Genomic DNA, 19,546 nt, shown 5'->3' with positions numbered 1-19,546 from the left:
CCCCTACCCGCCGCTTCCCCTAACCAAGGGGCTCCGCCCCCTGGACCCCCGTACCGCCCTTCGGGCGGTGTCCTCAATCGCCGGACGGGCTGGAAATCCAGCCCCGCCGGCGATTGAGGCGCGGGGGGCACCTCCCATGCCGCTAGGCATAGGGGGAGGGTGTGGGGGCGGAGCCCCCAGCGCACCACCGTCAGAGCGTCTCCGCCAGGGAGTCCGCCAGCCGGCGCCGCGCCGTCCGCGTCGCCGGTACCGCCGCCGCCAGCACCGCCCCCAGCACCGCCCCGCCCACCACCGCCGCCAGCAGCAGCGCGGGCGGCGCATGGGCGATGCCCGCGCCCATCCCGCTGGAGCGGCCCTGGGTGTCCACCAGCCAGGTGCCGGACAGCACCCCCAGCCCCGTGCCGAGTACGGCGGCCACCAGCGCCGTGAAGCCCGCCGCCGCCATGATGGACGAGCTGATCTGGCGGGGGGTCAGTCCGATCGCCTTGAGCGCGAGCAGATCGCGGCCCCGGTCGCGGACGCCGGTGCGGATCAGCGTCAGCAGTTCGGTGAGTCCGATCAGGGCCAGTACCGCGATCAGCGTGGCGATCACGCCCCGCGCCGGTTCCAGCCGGTCCGCCGGGTTGGGGGTCTCGCGGATCTCCAGATGGCCGCCGGCCGCCGCGGTCAGGGCGCTGCTCACCGCCCGGGGGTCGGCGCCCGGCCGCAGTACGAGGTGGTAGAAGGCCGGCCGCAGTGCGGGATCGCGCTCTTCGAGCGTGTCGACCGTCGTCGAGATCACCCGGCCGCCCGCTTCGGGTTCGATGCTGCGTCCGACGATGTGCAGGATCTGCGGCCGTCCCTCCACCGTCATCCGCACCCAGTCCCCGACCCGTACGTCCAGCAGGTCGAGGAGCCCCTGGCCGGCGACCGCCTCGTCGGGCCCGTCGGCCGGGCGCCCCTCGACCACGGTGAACGGATAGGGGGCGCGGTCGGTGCCGAGCCCGCGCAGGGTGATGGTGCCGGTCTGCCCCGGCACCAGGGCCGTGACCTCCACCCCCGGGTGGACCGCGGCGACGTCCGGGGGCGCGGTCAGCGCGCGGTCGAGATCCTGGCCGGTGAGGCTGCCGGGCTGCCCGGCCCGTACGGTCAGCGCGGCCGGTACCCCCATGTCCGCGGGGCGGCTGCGGAACAGGTCCAGCGTGGACCAGGTCACCAGCGCGACCGTGATCATCAGCAGCGGCAGCGCCAGCCGGGCCAGCGTGATCAGGGTGCGTGGCCGGCGCGGGAACGCCGCCCGCCAGCCCAGTACGAGCGCGGGCGGCAGCCGCATACCGAGCGCCCGGCGGCCGAGCCCGGTCATCGGCGCGGCCGAGGGAAGCGCCGCCCGGGCGACGGGCACCGGCGGGACGCGCCCGGCCCGCCAGGCGGCCAGTCCGGTGACGGCCCCGATCAGCAGCACCGCGCCGCTGGGGACGCCGATGATCAGAGCGGTGTGCCAGGGCAGGTCCTGCCACACCCCGGCCGCCTCCCCGATCCGGCCGGGCAGCCGGTCGCCGAGCAGCGTGATCGCCGTGGTGCCCAGGGTGACCCCGAGCAGCGCGAAGGCGAGATGCTGGACGAGGAAACCGCGTACCACCTGGCCGGGGGTGAAGCCGATCGCCTTGAGGATCGAGATGTCCCTCAACTGGCCGCGGATACGGGCGCTGATCGCCCCGGAAGCGGCGAGCGCCGCGGCCAGCAGGGCGCCCAGACCGAAGACGGCGAACAGCAGCCCGAGCAGTCTTTCGTCGCTCCCGGCCTCGGCCCGCGCCTGCCGCCATTTGGTCACCAGGGTCACCCGGTCGGCCCCGAGTACGGTGACCGCCTGCTGGACCATGAAGTCCGTGTCGTCCGGGTCCTTGAGCCGTAGCCCCACGTTCTGCCCGGGGCTCCGCGGCGCGACGCTGCTGAGCGTGCCGGGCAGCACCCAGCCGATGCCGGGTGCGCCTCCCGCCCGGTAGGGGGCTTCCGCGGCCTCGGCGACCCCGGCCACCTGGAGGCTGTGGAGGATGCCTTCGGGTCCCTCGACGGTCAGTGTGTCGCCCGGCTCCGCCCACAGCACGCGGGCGAGTGAGCTCTCCAGGACCACTCCCCCGCCCTGTGTGTCGAGCCAGCTGCCCGCGGTGATCAGCGGCCGGGCGATGTCCGGCGGGCGGGCGTCGGCCGCGCGCAGGACCACGCCCGCCCGCACACCTCGCGATTCAAAGGTGACCTGCCCGGTGCGGTGGGGCCCCGAGACACCGGCGACGCCGTCCAGCGCGCCGAGCGCGGTGATCGCGCCGGGGTCCGCGGGGCCGCTGGTGTGGAGCCAGACATGCGCGCCCCGGGACTGGGTGAAGATCCGCTGCCAGGGGTTGGCCGCATAGCTGAACAGCGCCACGGCCAGCAGCAGCGAGCCGATGATCCCGGCGCTGGCCAGGACGGCGAAGACCGACTGTCCGCGGTGTGCTCTCAGGTCGGCGTGCGCCCAACGCAGGGTGGCCCGCACGCTTACTCCCTCAGTTCGAGTACGCCGGTGACTCCGCGGTCCGCGGTGCGGCGTCCGGCGTCGAGCACCGCGTCGTCGGCTATGCGCCCGTCGAAGAAGCTGATGACCCGGTCGGCCGCGCTGGCCATCCGGGCGTCATGGGTGACCAGCAGGATCGTCTGGCCGCGCTGGTGGAAGCGGGAGAGCAGCCGGAGCACTTCCCGGGTGCCCTTGCTGTCCAGGCTGCCGGCCGGTTCGTCGGCGAGCAGCAGCGCGGGATGGTTCACCAGGGCCCTGGCCAGGGCGACCCGCTGCTGCTCGCCGCCCGACAGCTCGCCCGGCATGGACCGTTCCCTGCCTTCGAGGCCGAGTTCGGCGAGGAGTTCGGCCCGGCTGTCGCGGGCGGCCTTGGGTGAGGCGCCCGCGAGCAGCGCGGGCAGTTCGACGTTGTCGGCGACGGTGAGGTCGGAGACGAGGTTGAAGAACTGGAAGACGATGCCGATGCTGCGGCGGCGCAGCACGGCCCAGCGGGCCTCGCGGTATGCGTCGACCCGGTGGCCGTCCAGCCAGAGACTGCCGCTGTCGGGCCGCTGGAGCCCGCCGATCAGGTGCAGCAGCGTGGATTTTCCGGCGCCCGACGGCCCGGTGACGGCGACGAACTCGCCGGGCTGGACGGTCAGATCCACCGCGCGTACGGCGTGCACCGGCGCGCCTTCGCCGTGGTGAGTCTTGGTCAGCCCCTCGGCGCGCACGATCGGCACAGCGGGAGCGGTCTCCTGGCTCATTCCAGCTCCTCCTGACAGCGTTCCAACCAGTCGAGGTCGGCCTGCAGATGCAGCATCGCGCCCTCGATCAGCAACTGGGACACCTTGTTGTCCCGGTCCTCGGCCGCTGCCAGCCTGGACAGATCCCGCATGGTGTTCAGATACTGCCGCCGCTGTCTGTTGATCAGCGTGATCGGATCGGCCAGCCCGGACAGCGGTGCGAGGGCGATCTTCATGAAGAACTCGTCCCTCACCCGCGGCTCGTCCGTGGTCTCGTCCAGCCAGGCGCGTACAGCCTCGTGCCCGGCGTCGGTGAGCCGGTACGTGCGCTTGTTGGGTCTTCCTGCCTGCTCGACGTCCTCGCCGGCGATCAGTCCGGACTTTTCCAGCCTGCCGAGTGTGACGTAGATCTGGCCGACGTTCGGCTGAGGGTACGCGGCGCCCAGGAGCTTCTCAAGGTCCTGCTTGAGCTCGTACCCATGGGCAGGTCCACGGGTGAGGAGTGCAAGGAGCGGCAGTCGCACGCGCTCCCCTCTCTCTCGCTGCGCAATGTTGGGGATTCATAGTTTCTTGTTGGCTCGGAGAAGGGGGCATGTCCGTGCCACTGGCCTTCTCTGCCTGAACGTCTAGTATCCCCCATGCCTAACAGGTATACATAGGCCGCATGGGACGGCAGCGTGGCCGGATCCATGCACGGGGGAGGAACCTATGCGGTGGGCGCGTGCCGCGGGTAGAGGGCTCCTCGCTGCCGCCGTACTCGTGGCCGGTTACATGGGTCCCGGCACCCCGCAAGGGGTGGCGGATTCCACGGGCCGCGGTCCGATGACCCTGGTGACGGCGGGCGATCTGACCCACTATCTCGGTCCGCTGCTGGACGACTGGAACCGCGATCACGCCGGGGAGAAGGTCACGCTCGTCGAGCTGCCCGATTCCGCGGACGAGACCCGGGCCCAGATGATCAGTGAACTGCGGTCGGGCAGCGACCGGTTCGACGTACTGAACATCGATGTGGCGTGGGTGCCGGAGTTCGCGGCGGCGGGCTGGATCTCTCCGCTGCGGCGGGACCGGTTCCCGCTGGACACCTTCCTCGCTCCGGTGGTGGACACGGCCACCTTCGACGGCCGCCTGTACGCGGTCCCCTATGTCACCAACGCGGGGCTGCTCTACTACCGCAAGGACATTCTGGACCGGGCGGGCGAACAGCCGCCGCGTACCTGGGCGGAGCTGTCCCGCCAGGCCCGGACCCTCGCGCCGGAGTACGGCATGGGCGGCTACGCGGGCCAGTTCCTGCCGTACGAGGGGCTGACCGTCAACGCCACCGAGGCGGTGCTCTCGGCGGGCGGCTCGATCCTGCGGGACGACGGCGCCCGGGTCTCGGTGGACTCCGCCGCGGCCCGCGCCGGGCTGGAGTTCCTGGCGGGCGGGGTACGCGACGGCTGGATCGCGCCCGAGGCCCGCGGCTACAAGGAGGAGGAGTCCCGCCAGGCGTTCCAGGACGGCCGGCTGCTCTTCCTGCGCAACTGGCCCTACATGTACGCGGGGGCCAACGAGCCGGGTTCGAAGGTGGCGGGCGCGTTCGGCACAGTGCCGCTGCCCGGCCCCTCGGGGCCCGGCACGAGTGTGCTGGGCGGCTCCGATCTCGCGGTCAGCAGCCACTCCCGGCATCCGGAGTCGGCCGCCGATCTGATCGCCTACCTCACCAGCGAGCGCGTCCAGCGACAGGTCCTCACGGAGGGCTCACTGCCGCCGGTGCGTGCCGCGCTGTACGAGGACCCGGCGCTGATCCGGGCCTACCCGTATCTGCCGACGCTGCGGCAGAGCCTGCTGGCGGCCGAGCCGCGCGCCAAGAGCCCCAGGTACGACCAGGTGACGCTCGCCGTGCAGGCCGTCGTACAGGACGTCATGGCGCTACGGCAGTCGCCCGAGCAGGCCGTGGCGCGGCTGTCGCGCGAGCTGGGTTCCATCGCCCACCGGGGTTGAGCTGTCGTTCCGCTCCCCCTCCCCTCTTAGTTACTTGTTAAGTAGAAGATCAACCTTAAATACCCCCAGATATCTGGGCATATCCAGGCCACTTCGCGCAGCATCGTTGACACGCCACTGTTACGCCTACATAACATGCATGCATAACAGCGCACCCAGTCGGGGGCGCTCTCGCACCCAGCAGGAACAGGTCACGCGAGATGCTGACAACTCGTCCGGTCGTCCTCGGCCAGTCCTTGCGCACGGCCACCTCCTGGTGGCGCGACGCCGTGATCTACCAGGTGTACGTGCGCAGCTTCCTCGACAGCACGGGCGACGGCATCGGCGACCTGGCGGGCGTACGGGCCGGACTTCCGTACCTCAGGAAGCTCGGCGTCGACGGCATCTGGCTCAGCCCGTTCTACCCCTCGCCGCAGCACGACCACGGTTACGACGTCTCCGACTACTGCGCCGTCGACCCCGTCTACGGCGACCTGGCCGAGTTCGACCTGCTGCGCGCCGACGCCCACAGGCTCGGGCTCAAGCTGCTGCTCGACATCGTCCCCAACCACTGTTCCAGCGCGCACCCGTGGTTCCGCGAGGCCCTCGCCACCGCGCCCGGCAGCGCCGCCCGCGCCCGGTTCCACTTCGCCGACGGCCGCGGCCCTGACGGCGCGGAGCCCCCCAACAACTGGCGCGCGATGTTCGGCGGGCCCGCCTGGAGCCGGATCACCGAATCCGACGGCACTCCCGGGCAGTGGTATCTGCACCTGTTCACCCCGCAGCAGCCCGACCTCAACTGGCGCGACCCCGGGGTCGGCGACTCCTTCGAGCGGGTGCTGCGCTTCTGGCTGAACCGGGGCGCCGACGGCTTCCGCATCGATGTCGCCGCCGGTCTCTTCAAGCACCCGCTGCTGCCCGACTCGCCCGACCCCGAAGCCGACGAGCGCGCCCGCGACTCGGTGAACCCGCTGGCCTGGAACCAGCCCGAGGTCCACCAGGTGTGGCGCCGCTGGCGGTCGGTGTGCGAGCAGTACACCGCCAGGGACGGCAACGAACGGCTGCTGGTCGGCGAGGTCTCCGTGCCGACGATGCGCGAACACGCCGAGTACGTACGCCCCGACGAGCTGCACCAGGCGTTCTTCTTCGACCTGCTCAGCGCCCCCTGGGACGCCGACGCGTTCCGGAAGACCATCACCGAGGCGATGCGCGACATCGCCGGGACCGGCTCCACCGTGACCTGGGTGCTCAACAACCACGACCAGGTGCGCACGGTCACCCGTTACGCGGGCGAGCCCGGCGTGGAGGCCAGCGGACTCGGCGCGGCCCGCGCCCGCGCCGCCGCGCTGCTGATGCTGGCGCTGCCCGGCGCCGCGTACGTCTACCAGGGCGAGGAGCTGGGCCTGCCGGAGGTCCTCGACCTGCCGGACGAGGTGCTCACCGACCCGATCTTCCACCGTACCGGCAGCCGCGCGCGTATCCGGGACGGCTGCCGGGTGCCGCTGCCCTGGTCGGGCCATGCTTCGCCGTTCGGCTTCAGCCAGGGCGCGGCCGGGGCGCGGCCCTGGCTGCCGCAGCCCGATTGGTTCGGCGAGCACGCCACCGACCGGGCGCTGGCCGACACCCGCTCCTTCTGGCACCTGTACCGCGAAGGGCTGCAACTGCGGCGCAGCCTGCCCCAGTTGGGCGAAGGCAGCCTGCGCTGGCTGGAGGCCCCGCCGCAGGTGCTGGCGATGGTCCGTGGTGACGGGCTGATCTGCGCGGTCAACTTCGGCACCGAGCCCGTGCCCGCGCCCGTCACCGGGACGCCGCTGCTCTCCAGCGGGCCCTGCCCGGACGGTGTGCTGCCGGGAGCGACGGCCGCGTGGTGGACGGGCGCCTGCCCGCCCCCGTAAGTCACCGCGAGTCACCGCGAGTCACCGCGCCACATCGATCAACCGCTCGTTCCACTCCTTTTGGCCTCAGGCCACAATCCTTGAGAAGGACAGTCCCATGCGACGACTCACCTCCACCCGCCGGGCCACGGCGACCGCCTCCGCGGTACTCACCCTCGCGCTCGGCGCGACCGCCTGCGGCGACGACTCGCCGGGCCCGGCGAGCGGCCAGGAGCTGAGCGGCCAGACCGTGACCGTGGCCGGGGTGTGGACCGGCAGCGAGCAGAAGAACTTCCGTAAGGTGCTGGACGCCTTCACCGAGCAGACCGGTGCCAAGACGGTCTTCGTGCCCACCGGCGACAACGTCTCCACCTTCGTCGGCAGCAAGATCGAGGGCGGCAACGCGCCGGACGTGGCGATGGTGCCCCAGGTCGGCGTGCTCCAGCAGTTCGCCAAGGAGGGCTGGCTCGCGCCGCTCTCCCCGAAGACGACGACTACGGCCACCGGGAACCTGCCCGACGTCTGGCGGACCTACGGCACCGTCGACAAGACCTACTACGGCCTCTACTTCAAGGCCGCCCACAAGTCGACCGTCTGGTACAGCCCGGACGCGTTCCAGCAGGCCGGAGTGGCGGAGCCCAAAAGCTACGCGGACCTGCTCAAGGTGGGCCGCACGCTCGCCGACTCGGGCCTGCCCGCCTTCTCCGTCGCCGGTCAGGACGGCTGGACCCTCACCGACTGGTTCGAGAACATCTACCTCTCCCAGGCGGGACCCGAGAAGTACGACCAGCTGGCCGCGCACAAGCTGCCCTGGACCGACGCCAGTGTGGTCACGGCGCTCACCACCCTGGGCGAGGTGTTCAAGGACAAGCAGCTCGTCGCGGGCGGCGCCGCCACCGCGCTGCGCACCGACTTCCCCGCCTCCGTCGGAAACGTCTTCGGCCCCAAGCCCACGGCGGGCATGGTCTACGAGGGTGACTTCGTCGGCGGCGTCGCCAAGGACGACTTCGGCAAGAAGCCCGGAGTGGACGCCAAGTTCTTCCCGTTCCCGGCCGTCGGCGCGGGCAAGGCGCCGGTGGTGAGCGGCGGCGACGCGGCCGTGGTGCTCAAGAACGGCAAGAACCAGAAGGCGGCGCATCTGCTGCTGGAATTCATGGCCACTCCCGAGGCGGCATCGGTGTGGGCCGGCGCGGGCGGCTTCCTCTCCCCCAATAAGGACGTCAAGCTCTCCGCGTACGCCGACGACATCACCCGCACCACGGCCGGTTCGCTGGTCGACGCCGGTGACTCGGTCCGCTTCGACATGTCGGACCAGGCTCCGGCCGCGTTTGGCGGCACGGCGGGCGTCGGCGAGTGGAAGCTCCTCCAGGACTTCCTGCGCGACCCCTCGGACCCGAAGGCCACCGCGGCCAAGCTGGAAGCCGCAGCCGCCAAGGCCTACAAGAACTGAGGCCGCGCACCATGGCTGTCAACTCCCCCGCCACCGCCGCGAATCCGCGGCAGCAGGCCCAGCGCAGACGGCGGAACATCGCGGTGCTGTTCTGCCTGCCCGCCCTGCTGCTGCTCGGCGCGCTGGTCGTCTACCCGGTGCTGTTCTCCGCGGGCCGCAGCCTGTTCGACGCGAGCGGCGACCGCTTCGTCGGCGGCGACAACTACGCGGAGCTGTTCAACGATCCCGCCACGCTCAAGGCGATCCGCAACAGCACCATCTGGGTGGTCGTGGCCCCGGCCCTGCTGACCGGTCTCGGCCTGGTGCTCGCCGTGCTCACCGAGAAGGTGCGCTGGGCGACCGCTTTCAAGCTGGTGCTCTTCCTGCCCATGGCGGTGTCGTTCCTCGCCGCCGGAATCGTCTTCCGGCTGGCGTACGAGGAGGACCCGAACCGGGGCGTGCTCAACGCCGTCGCCGTCGGCGTCCACGACGCCTTCGACGACCGCTCCGCCTACCCCACCGCCCGGGCGCGCGAGGGCCAGAGCCTGACCGGCGACCCGGGCGGCGCCTACCGTACGACCGAAGCGGTACGCCCCGGGGAGTCCCCCGGTCTCAGCCTCGGCTTCGTCGGCGTGGCGCCGGACGCGATGCCGTCCGGCGCGCGGTCCGCGCAGAACGCGTCGGCCGCCACGCCCGCCGCGGACGAGGTGCGGGGCGTGGTCTACCTCGACTTCACCCCCGGCGGCGGCGGTAAGCCCGGCACGGTCGACCCGGCCGAGAAGGGTCTGCCGGGGATGTCCGTCGAGGCGGTACGGGACGGAGACGTGGCCGCGAGCGCCACCACCGCCGCGGACGGCTCGTTCGCCTTCCGCGGCCTGGAGGCCGGTTCGTACACCGTCCGCGTCCCGGCGAAGAACTTCGCCGCCCCCTACCAGGGCATTTCCTGGCTCGGGCCCGCTCTGGTCACTCCGGCGATCATCGGCGCGTATCTGTGGATCTGGACCGGCTTCTCGATGGTGCTGATCGGAGCGGGGCTCGCCGCGCTCCCCCGGGAGACGCTGGAGGCGGCCCGGATGGACGGCGCCAATGAGCTGCAGATCTTCCGGAAGATCACAGTGCCGCTGCTCGGCCCGGTGCTGACGGTGGTCTTTGTGACCCTCGTGATCAATGTGATGAAGGTCTTCGACCTCGTCTACATCATCGCGCCAGGACCGGTCCAGGAGGACGCCAGTGTGCTGGCGACCCGGATGTGGCTGGTGTCCTTCGGCGGCGGCAACAACCAGGGGCTCGGCAGCGCGATCAGCATGCTGCTCCTCCTGCTGGTCATACCGGCCATGGTCTTCAACGTCCGGCGCTTCCGAAAGAGCGGATCATGAGCGGTCACAGCACCATCGAGCGCACTCCGTCCCCGAAGCCGGTCGCCAAGACCTCGGTCGGCGCCCCCGCCCCGCCGCCCCGCCGGCGTCCGCGTGCCCTGAGCCGGCTGACCGGCTGGCTCAGCAACGGCCTGGTCCAGGCCGTCCTGATCGTCGTCGCACTGGTCTGGATCACCCCGCTGGCCGGGCTGTTCCTGTCCTCGATGCGCTCCGAGACGGACAACGCGGCCAAGGGCTGGTGGACGGCGCTGACCGATCCCGGGCAGCTGTCCCTGGACAACTACACCGCCCTGTTCGAGAACTCCGGCCTCGCCCAGGCCTTCTGGAACACCGTGCTGATCTCGGTGCCCACCACCGCGCTGGTCGTGGGGATCGCGGCGCTGGCGGGATACGCCTTCGCCTGGCTGGAGTTCCCCGGCCGCAACGCGATCTTCCTGGTGGTCGTGGGTCTGCTCGTGGTGCCCGTCCAGATCGGGCTGCTGCCCGTGGCCAAGCTGTTCGGGGCCATAGGGCTGTTCGGAACGATCCCCGGCGTGGTCCTCTTCCATGTGGCCTACGGGCTGCCCTTCGCGATCTTCCTGCTCCGCAACTACTTCGCGGAGATCCCGCGCGAAATGCTGGAGGCCGCGCGAATGGACGGCGGCGGGGAATGGCGGATCTTCTCCCGGCTGATCCTGCCGCTCGGGAAGCCCGCCGTGGCGAGCCTGGCCATCTTCCAGTTCCTCTGGGTCTGGAACGACATGCTGGTGGCGCTGCTGTTCGCCGACAGTGGCTCGCAGCCGCTCACCGTCGCGCTCCAGTCCGAGATGCGGCAGTTCGGCAGCAACATCGGGATCCTGGCGCCGGGCGCGTTCCTCTCCCTGGTGGTGCCGCTGGTCGTGTTCTTCGCCTTCCAGCGCCACTTCGTCCAAGGGGTGATGGCGGGCTCCGTCAAATAGCCGGGGCAGGATGCGATGGTGGTCGGGGCCCACAGTTCGGATGAAGGAGCATCGTGCCTGTACCGATCATCATCGACTGCGATCCCGGTCACGACGACGCCCTCGCCATCATGCTCGCGGCGGGCGACCCTGCGATCGACCTCCTCGCGATCACCACGGTCGCCGGGAATCAGACGGTCGAGAAGACCACTCTGAACGCCCGCCGGGTCTGCACGGTCGCCGGAATCACCGGTGTTCCCATCGCGGCCGGCTGCGCACAGCCGCTGGTGCAGCCGCTGCTCGTGGCCGACGACGTACACGGGGACTCCGGCCTGGACGGGCCGGAGTTTCCGGAACCGACGGTGGACGTGGTCCCCGAGCACGCGGTGGACCTGATGTACCGGATCCTGATGGAGCATCCCGAGGCGGTCACCCTCGTCCCGACAGCGCCGCTGACCAATATCGCGCTGCTGCTGACCCGCTACCCGGACAGCGCCGCGCACATCCGCGAGATCGTCCTCATGGGTGGCTCCACCGAACGCGGCAACAGGACCCCGGCCGCCGAATTCAACATCCACGTCGACCCGGAGGCCGCGGACATCGTCTTCCGCAGCGGCCTGCCGGTCACCATGTGCGGGCTGAACGTCACTCACCAGGCCCTGGCCACACCGGAGGTGCTGGCCCGCCTGGAGGGTCTGGGCACCGAACTGGGCCGTATGTGCGCGCAGTTGCTGACCTTCTTCGCGGCCACCTACCGGCGGCTGTGGGGTTTCGCGTCCCCGCCGCTGCACGACCCGGTCGCGGTGGCCCGCGTCATCGACCCGGCGATCGTGCGGTGCGTGGACGCGAGCGTGGCCGTCGAACTGCGCGGACAGTACACGCGCGGGGCGACCGTGGTGGACCTGCACCAGTACGTGGACCGGCCCGTGAACGCGCGTGTCGCGGTGGGCCTGGACCGCGAGCTGTACTGGGACCGGGTGATCACCGCCGTCGAGGTGCTCGGGGGATCTGCCAAGGGCGCGCGCCCCTCGACGTAGCATGGCGCGCATGGAAGAGCGTGTGCTGAACAGGGCAGGTCAGAGCGTTTCGGTCGTAGGTCTGGGTACGTGGCAGCTGGGCGCGGACTGGGGTGAGGTCCGCGAGTCGGACGCCTTCGCGGTCCTCGACGCGGCCGTCGAGTCGGGTGTGACGTTCTTCGACACCGCCGACGTCTACGGGGACGGGCGCAGCGAGCAGCTCATCGGCCGGTATCTCCGGGATCACGCCGACGCCGGTGTGTTCGTGGCCACGAAGATGGGCCGCCGGGCCGACCAGGTCCCGGAGAACTACACGCTGGACAATTTCCGCGCCTGGACCGACCGTTCGCGCGCCAATCTCGGCGTGGACACCCTCGATCTCGTACAGCTGCACTGCCCGCCGACGCCGGTGTTCTCCTCCGACGCCGTGTTCGACGCGCTGGACACGCTCGTCGCGGAGAAGCGCGTCGCCGCGTACGGCGTGAGCGTCGAGACGTGCGCCGAGGCACTGACGGCCATCGCCCGGCCGGGTACCGCGAGTGTGCAGATCATCCTCAACCCGTTCAGGCGCAAGCCGCTGGAAGAGGTGCTGCCCGCCGCGTCCGCCGCGGGCGTGGGCATCATCGCGCGGGTGCCGCTGGCCTCCGGACTGCTTTCCGGCAGGTACACGAAGGACACCGTCTTCGCGGCCGACGACCACCGTACGTACAACCGCCACGGTGAGGCCTTCGACCAGGGCGAGACGTTCTCCGGCGTCGACTACGAGACCGGTGTGGAAGCGGCGGCGGAGTTCTCCGGGCTCGCGCCCGAAGGGGCCACATCCGCTCAGACGGCGCTGCGCTGGATCCTTCAGCAGCCCGGGGTCACTTCCGTCATTCCGGGCGCGCGCTCGGTCGCGCAGGCGCGGGCGAACGCCTCGGCCGCCTCGCTGCCGCCGCTCCCGCGGGAGACGCTGGACGCGGTGCGTGACCTGTACGACCGGCGTATCCGGGGGCAGGTCCACCACCGCTGGTAGCCCGCTGAGGGTCGCCCTCCTCCGCTGAGGAGGGCGACCCTGGTGGGGTGTGTCAGCCCTCGGTCAGCTCTCGATCAGCCGGAACGTCGCCCGTGCGCGGCCGGCGCGCCCCGTGGGGGTGGTGAGCGTCAGACTGCCCTTGTCGTGGGTGACGTAGGTCCGTTCGCCGTCCGGCAGCCGCAGAGAGATTCCGCCCGCGCTGTGCGCCAGCCCGGGACGGCGGACGAAGCTCGCCGTACGCCCGTAGGCGTCGCTGTCCTCGTACGGCGCGAGCACCAGCTCTGTACCGACGACACGTACATACCGGTCGGGGAAGTTGACCGACTGGAGCGCGATCCGGTCCGGACCGAGGAAGCCCGGCACGATACGGAACTGGCTGTCGGCGACGTCGCGGATGTCGCTGTCGACCCGCAGCTGGTCCGCGAGGTGGCGTACGCGGGTGTTCGGCGCGTCCAGGGGTGCCAGGCGGATCACCGGACCGCCCTTGCCCACCGGCACGCCGAAGCTCGGGGTGCCGTCGTCGTTCCAGTGCAGGCGCTGCACGCGCGCGTGGCGGTTGGGGTCGTACAGGGGATCGCCCTTGATGTCCCGGTAGTCGCGCGCGTGGTAGACGAGGACGTCGGTGGTGCCGTCCTCGGCGACCGTGAAGCAGTTGTGCCCCGGGCCGTACTGCCGGGTGTTCGGATCGGTCACGAAGACCGGCTGCGGGGATTTGACCCAGGAGGCGGGGTCGAGGAGGTCGGCGCGGGCATCGGCGGTGAGCAGCCCCATGGCGTACCGGGCGTCGGTCGCGCTCGCCGAGTAGGTGAGGAACACCCGCCCGTTGCGTATGATCACGGCGGCCCCTTCGTTCACCTTGAAGCCCTGGATCTCCCAGTCGAGGGTGGGGACGGCGATCCGGACCGGGGTGCCCTTGATCTCGACGGGCGAGGCCATCTCGGCGATGTAGAGGTTGCTGTTGGTGGCGATGCCCGGTTCGCCCTGTGCCCAGACGAAGTAGCGCCTGTCGCGGTGCTCGAACGTGGTCGCGTCGAGGGAGAAGGTGTCCCAGGCGGTGGTGATCCGGCGCGGCGGCAGCCAGGCGTCCTCGCGCGGATCGTCGGCGGCGGACTCCAGTACGTAGATCCGGACCCGGAAGACGTTGTCGGAGTCGCCCGCGGCGAAGTAGATGAACCAGCGGCCGTCGATGCGGTGCAGCTCCGGGGCCCAGATGTGGCCGCCCATCCGGCCGGTGGCCGGACGGCGCCACACGGTCCGCTCGCGCGCCTGGGACAGACCGTCGAGGGTGGGCGCGCCGCGGACGACGATGCGGTCGTACTCGGGCACGGAGCCGGTCAGGTAGTACATGCCGTTGACCGGGCGGGTGATGAAGGGGTCGGCGCGCTGTTCGACGAGCGGGCTGCGGGTCGTGAGGCCGGCGGCGGTTTCATGTCCTGTCGTCTCGGCCGCCTGCGCCTGGCCGGCCGTGGCCAGCGGGAGGGCGGTGGCGGCGGCGAGGGAACCGCCCGCCAGCAGCAGCGTCCGTCTGTCGGGTCGATGGTCGTTCATGAGTGAATCTCCGCTCAGGACTTGGTTTTGATGCGCATGAACGTGACCGAGTTGGCCGGGAAGGTGTACGTGAAGGTGGCGGCCACGCCGGTCAGCGTCGAGTTGCGCGGCTGGACGGGCTGCGACTCGGCGGTGTTGACCGCGTCCGGGTCCCCTTCCAGCGTTGTCACCCGCGCGACCGGCGCGACCCGGGTCTTCCCGAGGTCGACGCTGGTCCTGGCGGGTGTGTCCTGGGCGTTGACGACCTTGACGATGAGCTCGCCGGTCGACTTGTCCCGGGTCACGACCTGGCGGAAGGGCTCGGCGGGCTTGTCGTCGGTGAAGCTGCCCCACTGCTTGCCGTCGAGGAACAGCGTCACCTGGCGGCCGCGGACCTGGATCCGCAGGTCGTAGGCGCGGCCGGTCTCGATCGTCGTGGCGTCCTCGGTCATGATCTGCTTGGCGCCGTCGACGGCCTTCTCCACGACCGAGCGGGTGTTGCCCCAGCCTCCGAGGTTCCACCAGTAGTAGTTGCCGGTGTCCTTGACGCCGAACGCGACGAGGAAGCCCTCGCGCCCGGACTTCTTTGTGGCCTTCACCTGGAGGTCGTAGTTGCTCCAGGCGGGGTCGCCCGCGGTGACCAGGGTGTCTTCGGCCGCGGCGTCGGACTGGACGTACGCACCGTCCTCGACGGTCCACGCGCCGCGTCCCGCCGCCTTCGTCCACTGCGCGTCGCCCGCCGAGAAGTCGTCGCTGAGCAGGGCGCTGCCGTCGGCGGCGGTGACCCGTACGTCGTCGTACGCGGCGCTGGTCGCCCACGTCGAGAGCCCGACCGCGCCGGATATGGGCCCGGCCATGGACGGTGTCGCGGAGGCCCGGCTGGGTACGACCTCGTCGCCGACGTTGGTCATGAACAGCTTCTGCGTCTCGTAGCTCGTCGAGCCCCACGACTTCTGGTTGTCGAACCAGATCATGTCGGGACGCCACTGCGCGGAGTCGGTGTGCGCGAGCAGCGGGGCGTACGAGGCCAGCTTGACAACGTCGGCGTTGCGCTCAAGGCCGGTCATGAAGGCGGCTTCGGAGAGCGCGTTGCGGAAGCGGTTGTCCAGGGAAGCGTACTCACCGAGGAAGACCTTGGGCCCGTTGCGGTCGTAGGAGTCGTAGCGGTTGTTGTTCTCCAGGAACCACTGGGGGCTGTTGTAGTAGTGCTCGTCGACCATGGCCACGTCGGCTTCGCGGTTCAGTTCCCAGGCGCGGTCGAAGGTCTGGCCGGCGTCGTCGGGACCGGAGTTGCTGATCACCGTGATGTCGGGGTACTTCGCCTCGATGGCGTCCCGGAACTGGGTGAAGCGGGCGAAGAACTCGTCGGGCAGATTCTCCTCGTTGCCGACTTCGAGGTGGGTCAGGCCGAAGGGGCGGGGGTGGCCCATCTGGGCGCGCTTCTTGCCCCAGGGGCTGGAAACCGGACCGTTGGCGAACTCGATCAGGTCCAGGCTGTCCTGGATGTGCCGCCGCAGCAGTTCCGGGTCGTCGGTGGCCTTGTTCTGGCCGCAGCCGGTGACCAGCGCCGGGACGACGGGCAGCGCCATCGAGCCGATGTCCTCGGCGAACTGGAAGTACTCGTAGTAGCCGAGTCCGTAGGACTGGTTGTAGCCCCAGAAGTTGGCGTTGACGGGCCGCTGCTCGACCGGTCCTACGGTGTCTTTCCACTGGTAGGAGCGCTTGCGCGGCCAGTCGGGCGCTTCGTAGGCCTCATGGCTGCCGGTGTTGACGAGGCAGCCGCCTGGGAAGCGCAGGAAGCCGGGCTTCAGTGCCGCGATCTTCTCCGCGAGGTCCTTGCGCAGGCCGTTGGACCGGCCCTTGTACGTGTCCCTGGGGAAGAGCGAGACCATGTCGAGGCCGATGGTGCCTTCGCCGCCCGCGCTGACGGTGAGCCGTCCGGCGGCGCTGGAGGTGCGGGCCGTGAACGTGCCGGTGTACTTGCGCCAGCGGTCGCCGCGCGCGGTGACGCGCAGCGGGGCGGCGAGCGTCGCGGTCCCAGCCGCGTCGCCCAGCTCGATGGTCAGGGGGGTGCCCTGTTTGCGGTCGGTGCGGGCCCAGACGGAGAAGTCGTACCTCTTGCCCGCCAGCACGCTCATTCCGGAGAGGAAGCCGGAGTTGGTGACGCCGTACCTGGCACCGGAATCGCCGTTGGCGTCGGACTGCAGCCGCAGGTAGCGGCGGTTGCGCTCGCTCAGGCGGCCGTCGTCGTCCACGACCTGCGCGCTGCCGGTCGCTCCGCCGGTCGCGGTGGGCGTCCAGGCGGTCATGGGGGTGTAGGAGGCGTTGTCGGCGCGGTCGAACTCGAAGGACCGGTTCTGGACGAGCTCCGCGTACAGGCCGCCGTCGGCGGCGCGGTTGATGTCTTCGTAGAAGACGCCGTACATGCTGTCGTCGATGGCGGGGCCTGTCTTGGCCGGGTCGACGGAGATGGTGTAGTCGGCGGGCTCGACGGCGGCGTCTGGCTCGACGGCGGCGTCGGCGGGGGCGGTGACCAGCGTGCCTGCGAGCAGGACCCCGACGGCGAGGGCGAGTCTGGAACGGGTGCGCGGCATAGGCGCGTTCCTCACATCTCGTTCGATATATCGGACGGCGTACGGCATTTCGCTCGACGGAGGATGTCGCTCCGCGTACCGTCCCGTCAACACCCCCGTCACATCGCGGACATGTGAGGAGGGGGCGAGGTCATCCCGTCGTCCGCTTCGCGGATCAAAAAAGCGGTTGCCTCCCGGGTGGCCCTCTGCTGCACTGTGCGACAACGACCGAGCGACCAAGGAGACGATTATGCGCGGAGCATTCATGTCCACCCAGAAGGGAATTTCCACCTACCAAAGGGACATGACGCTCAGTGCACACGTTGAACCTGGGAATCCTGGCGCACGTCGACGCCGGTAAGACAAGCCTGACGGAGCGGCTGCTCCACGCCGCCGGAGTAATCGACGAGATCGGCAGCGTCGACGACGGCTCCACCCAGACAGATTCCATGGCGCTGGAACGACAGCGCGGCATCACCATCAAGTCCGCCGTTGTCTCTTTCGCCATCGATGACCTCACGGTCAACCTGATCGACACGCCCGGTCACCCGGACTTCATCGCCGAGGTGGAGCGGGTGTTGAGCGTGCTCGACGGCGCCGTACTGGTCCTCTCCGCCGTTGAGGGGGTGCAGGCGCAGACCCGGGTGCTGATGCGGACGCTGCACCGGCTGCGCATCCCCACCCTCATCTTCGTGAACAAGACCGACCGGGCGGGCGCGGACGCTGAACGCACCCTGCGGGGCATTTCGGAGAGGCTGACGCCCGCGATCGTCGCGATGGGATCGGTTCGCGGTATCGGCACGCGCGACCCCGGCTTCACACCGTACGGCGCGGCCGATCCCGTATTCACGGCACGGCTGGCCAACCTGCTCGCCGACCATGACGACGCGCTGCTGGCCGCGTATGTCGATGACGAGAGGTCGGTCTCGTACGACCGGCTCCGGGCCGTACTCGCGGAGCAGACCCGGCAGGCGCTGGTGCATCCGGTGTACTTCGGCTCGGCCATCACCGGTGCGGGCATGGACGCGTTGACCGCGGGGATCAGGGAGCTGCTGCCCGCGGCCGAAAGCGACGCGGACGGCCCTGTGTCGGGCACGGTCTTCAAGGTCGAACGGGGTCCTGCCGGGGAGAAGATCGCGTACGTCCGCATGGTGTCGGGAGCCGTACACGTACGGGACCGGCTGCGGTCCGGCAGGGACGACGAGGGGAAGGTCACCGCGGTCAGCGTCTTCGACCGCGGCTCGGAAGCCGTCCCGTGCGGATCGGTCGCCGCAGGGCAGATCGGCAAGCTCTGGGGTCTCGGCGACATCCGGATCGGCGACACGATCGGCGAGTCCGGTCCGGCGCCCCTCCCCGACACACCACAGGAGGGCCACCACTTCGCTCCGCCGACACTCGAAACAGTCGTCGTCCCCTCCCGTCCCGCCGACCGAGGCGCGCTGCATGTCGCGCTCACTCAACTCGCCGAGCAGGATCCGCTGATCAACCTGCGGCAGGACGGAATCCGGCAGGAAACCTCCGTCTCCCTCTATGGCGAGGTGCAGAAAGAGGTAATCCAGGCAACGCTGGCGGACGAATTCGGCGTCGAGGTCGCATTCCGCGAGACGACGACGATCTGCATCGAACGGCCTGTCGCCGCCGGTGCGGCCGTCGAGTTCATCGGAAAGGAGCCCAATCCCTTTCTCGCGACGGTCGGGCTGCGCATCGAGCCCGCTCCGCTCCATACCGGCGTGGAATTCCGGCTGGCGGTCGAACTCGGGTCAATGCCGTTCTCGTTCATCAAGGCGGTCGAGGAAACCGTGCGGGAAGCGCTGGGACAGGGGATCCACGGCTGGGAGGTCACCGACTGTGCGGTCACCATGACGCATTCCGGCTACTGGGCGCGGCAGAGCCACTCCCACGGCACCTTCGACAAGAGCATGTCGAGCACGGCCGGGGACTTCCGCAATCTGACGCCGCTGGTGCTGATGAGCGCGCTGCGGCAGGCGGGCAGCACGGTGTACGAGCCGATGCACCGCTTCCAACTCGACGTACCAGCAGACACGTTCGGGTCGATTCTGCCCGTGCTGGCGCGGCTGCGAGCGGTTCCGCACGCACCGGTGATGCGGGGTTCTTCGTATCTGCTGGAGGGCGAGATCCCGGCTGCTTCGGTGCATGAGCTGGAGCAGCGGCTGCCGGGTCTGACGCGCGGCGAGTCCATGCTGGAATGCGCCTTCGAGCGGTATCAGCCGGTCAGCGGCACGATCCCGGCACGGCCCCGGTCGGACCACAACCCACTCAACCGCAGGGAGTACCTGCTGCACGTCGTACGGCGGGTGGGCGGGTAGCGGTTGATCGTTCGAGCGTCCCGCGGTCGCGCGTGAGGTGCTGCGGAATCCGGCAGGTGATCTCGTCGGCCAGGCGGCGCGGACCACCCTGGGCGGCGGCAGCCGGGCCGTCCTCGGTGTCGGTGGTGGCGATGGTGGCCCAGGACGAGCGGCCGTCGTGCAGCCGCGCGACAGGGCCGCCGTCGTCGAGCCGTGTGGTGATGCGGATGTCCGGCAGCAGCACGCGCAGCGCGAACAGGAGACTGGAGTCGGCCAAGGCTCCGGCCGAACGGGCGAACGGG

The 19,546-nt window shown here is 70.3% G+C and carries 14 protein-coding genes; 8 read left to right on the top strand and 6 right to left on the bottom strand.

What is annotated here, in order from left to right; genetic code table 11:
• Window positions 1-190: 190 nt before the first annotated feature.
• From ACIHCQ_RS17390 to ACIHCQ_RS17380, 3 genes are read right to left on the bottom strand one after another with little or no spacing between them, the layout of a single operon-like run.
• A complete protein-coding gene (locus ACIHCQ_RS17390; RefSeq protein ID WP_399662790.1) occupies window positions 191-2,509 on the bottom strand; it encodes an FtsX-like permease family protein in 2,319 nt (772 codons plus the stop codon).
• A gap of 2 nt (window positions 2,510-2,511) precedes the next feature.
• A complete protein-coding gene (locus ACIHCQ_RS17385; RefSeq protein ID WP_399662788.1) occupies window positions 2,512-3,273 on the bottom strand; it encodes an ABC transporter ATP-binding protein in 762 nt (253 codons plus the stop codon).
• Window positions 3,270-3,776 carry a PadR family transcriptional regulator gene (locus tag ACIHCQ_RS17380; RefSeq protein ID WP_399662786.1) on the bottom strand — a complete coding sequence of 169 codons (507 nt, stop codon included), beginning with the start codon at window positions 3,774-3,776 and terminating at the stop codon, window positions 3,270-3,272. Before ACIHCQ_RS17380 ends, ACIHCQ_RS17385 begins: the two co-directional genes overlap by 4 nt.
• Before the next feature lie 184 nt (window positions 3,777-3,960).
• Here ACIHCQ_RS17380 and ACIHCQ_RS17375 point away from each other — a divergent pair, with 184 nt between their 5' ends.
• The 7 genes from ACIHCQ_RS17375 (at window position 3,961) to ACIHCQ_RS17345 (ending at window position 12,838) form a co-directional block, all read left to right on the top strand.
• Window positions 3,961-5,232, top strand: a complete 1,272-nt coding sequence (locus ACIHCQ_RS17375) for an ABC transporter substrate-binding protein (protein ID WP_399662784.1) — start codon at window positions 3,961-3,963, stop codon at window positions 5,230-5,232.
• A 200-nt stretch (window positions 5,233-5,432) separates the two neighbouring features.
• Complete coding sequence (locus ACIHCQ_RS17370) at window positions 5,433-7,106, top strand: glycoside hydrolase family 13 protein (protein ID WP_399662782.1); 1,674 nt, start codon at window positions 5,433-5,435, stop codon at window positions 7,104-7,106.
• A gap of 97 nt (window positions 7,107-7,203) precedes the next feature.
• A complete protein-coding gene (locus ACIHCQ_RS17365; RefSeq protein ID WP_399662780.1) occupies window positions 7,204-8,535 on the top strand; it encodes an ABC transporter substrate-binding protein in 1,332 nt (443 codons plus the stop codon).
• An 11-nt stretch (window positions 8,536-8,546) separates the two neighbouring features.
• On the top strand, window positions 8,547-9,890 hold the full coding sequence (locus tag ACIHCQ_RS17360; protein ID WP_399662778.1) for an ABC transporter permease subunit: 1,344 nt from the start codon (window positions 8,547-8,549) through the stop codon (window positions 9,888-9,890).
• Window positions 9,887-10,828 (top strand): carbohydrate ABC transporter permease, encoded by a 942-nt coding sequence (locus ACIHCQ_RS17355; protein ID WP_399662776.1) that lies wholly within the window; start codon window positions 9,887-9,889, stop codon window positions 10,826-10,828. Before ACIHCQ_RS17360 ends, ACIHCQ_RS17355 begins: the two co-directional genes overlap by 4 nt.
• Before the next feature lie 53 nt (window positions 10,829-10,881).
• Window positions 10,882-11,844: a nucleoside hydrolase gene (locus ACIHCQ_RS17350; protein WP_399662775.1), complete on the top strand. Its 963-nt coding sequence runs from the start codon at window positions 10,882-10,884 to the stop codon at window positions 11,842-11,844.
• A gap of 1 nt (window position 11,845) precedes the next feature.
• Window positions 11,846-12,838 (top strand): aldo/keto reductase, encoded by a 993-nt coding sequence (locus ACIHCQ_RS17345; RefSeq protein WP_399662773.1) that lies wholly within the window; start codon window positions 11,846-11,848, stop codon window positions 12,836-12,838.
• 63 nt (window positions 12,839-12,901) lie between these two features.
• Here the strand turns inward: ACIHCQ_RS17345 and ACIHCQ_RS17340 are convergent, their stop codons facing one another.
• Together ACIHCQ_RS17340 and ACIHCQ_RS17335 are read right to left on the bottom strand one after the other, a co-directional pair.
• Window positions 12,902-14,386: a family 43 glycosylhydrolase gene (locus ACIHCQ_RS17340; RefSeq protein WP_399662772.1), complete on the bottom strand. Its 1,485-nt coding sequence runs from the start codon at window positions 14,384-14,386 to the stop codon at window positions 12,902-12,904.
• A 14-nt stretch (window positions 14,387-14,400) separates the two neighbouring features.
• Complete coding sequence (locus ACIHCQ_RS17335) at window positions 14,401-16,959, bottom strand: alpha-L-arabinofuranosidase C-terminal domain-containing protein (RefSeq protein ID WP_399662771.1); 2,559 nt, start codon at window positions 16,957-16,959, stop codon at window positions 14,401-14,403.
• A gap of 293 nt (window positions 16,960-17,252) precedes the next feature.
• Here ACIHCQ_RS17335 and ACIHCQ_RS17330 point away from each other — a divergent pair, with 293 nt between their 5' ends.
• On the top strand, window positions 17,253-19,265 hold the full coding sequence (locus ACIHCQ_RS17330) for a GTP-binding protein (protein ID WP_399662769.1): 2,013 nt from the start codon (window positions 17,253-17,255) through the stop codon (window positions 19,263-19,265).
• Here the strand turns inward: ACIHCQ_RS17330 and ACIHCQ_RS17325 are convergent.
• Window positions 19,216-19,521, bottom strand: a complete 306-nt coding sequence (locus tag ACIHCQ_RS17325) for a hypothetical protein (protein WP_399662767.1) — start codon at window positions 19,519-19,521, stop codon at window positions 19,216-19,218. The genes ACIHCQ_RS17330 and ACIHCQ_RS17325 overlap by 50 nt on opposite strands.
• Window positions 19,522-19,546: the final 25 nt, after the last annotated feature.

The organism is Streptomyces sp. NPDC052236 (assembly GCF_044548015.1).
GTDB lineage: Bacteria > Actinomycetota > Actinomycetes > Streptomycetales > Streptomycetaceae > Streptomyces.
The sequence above is the reverse complement of the archived record's forward strand: the minus strand, read 5'-3'. Positions and strand labels throughout refer to the sequence as shown.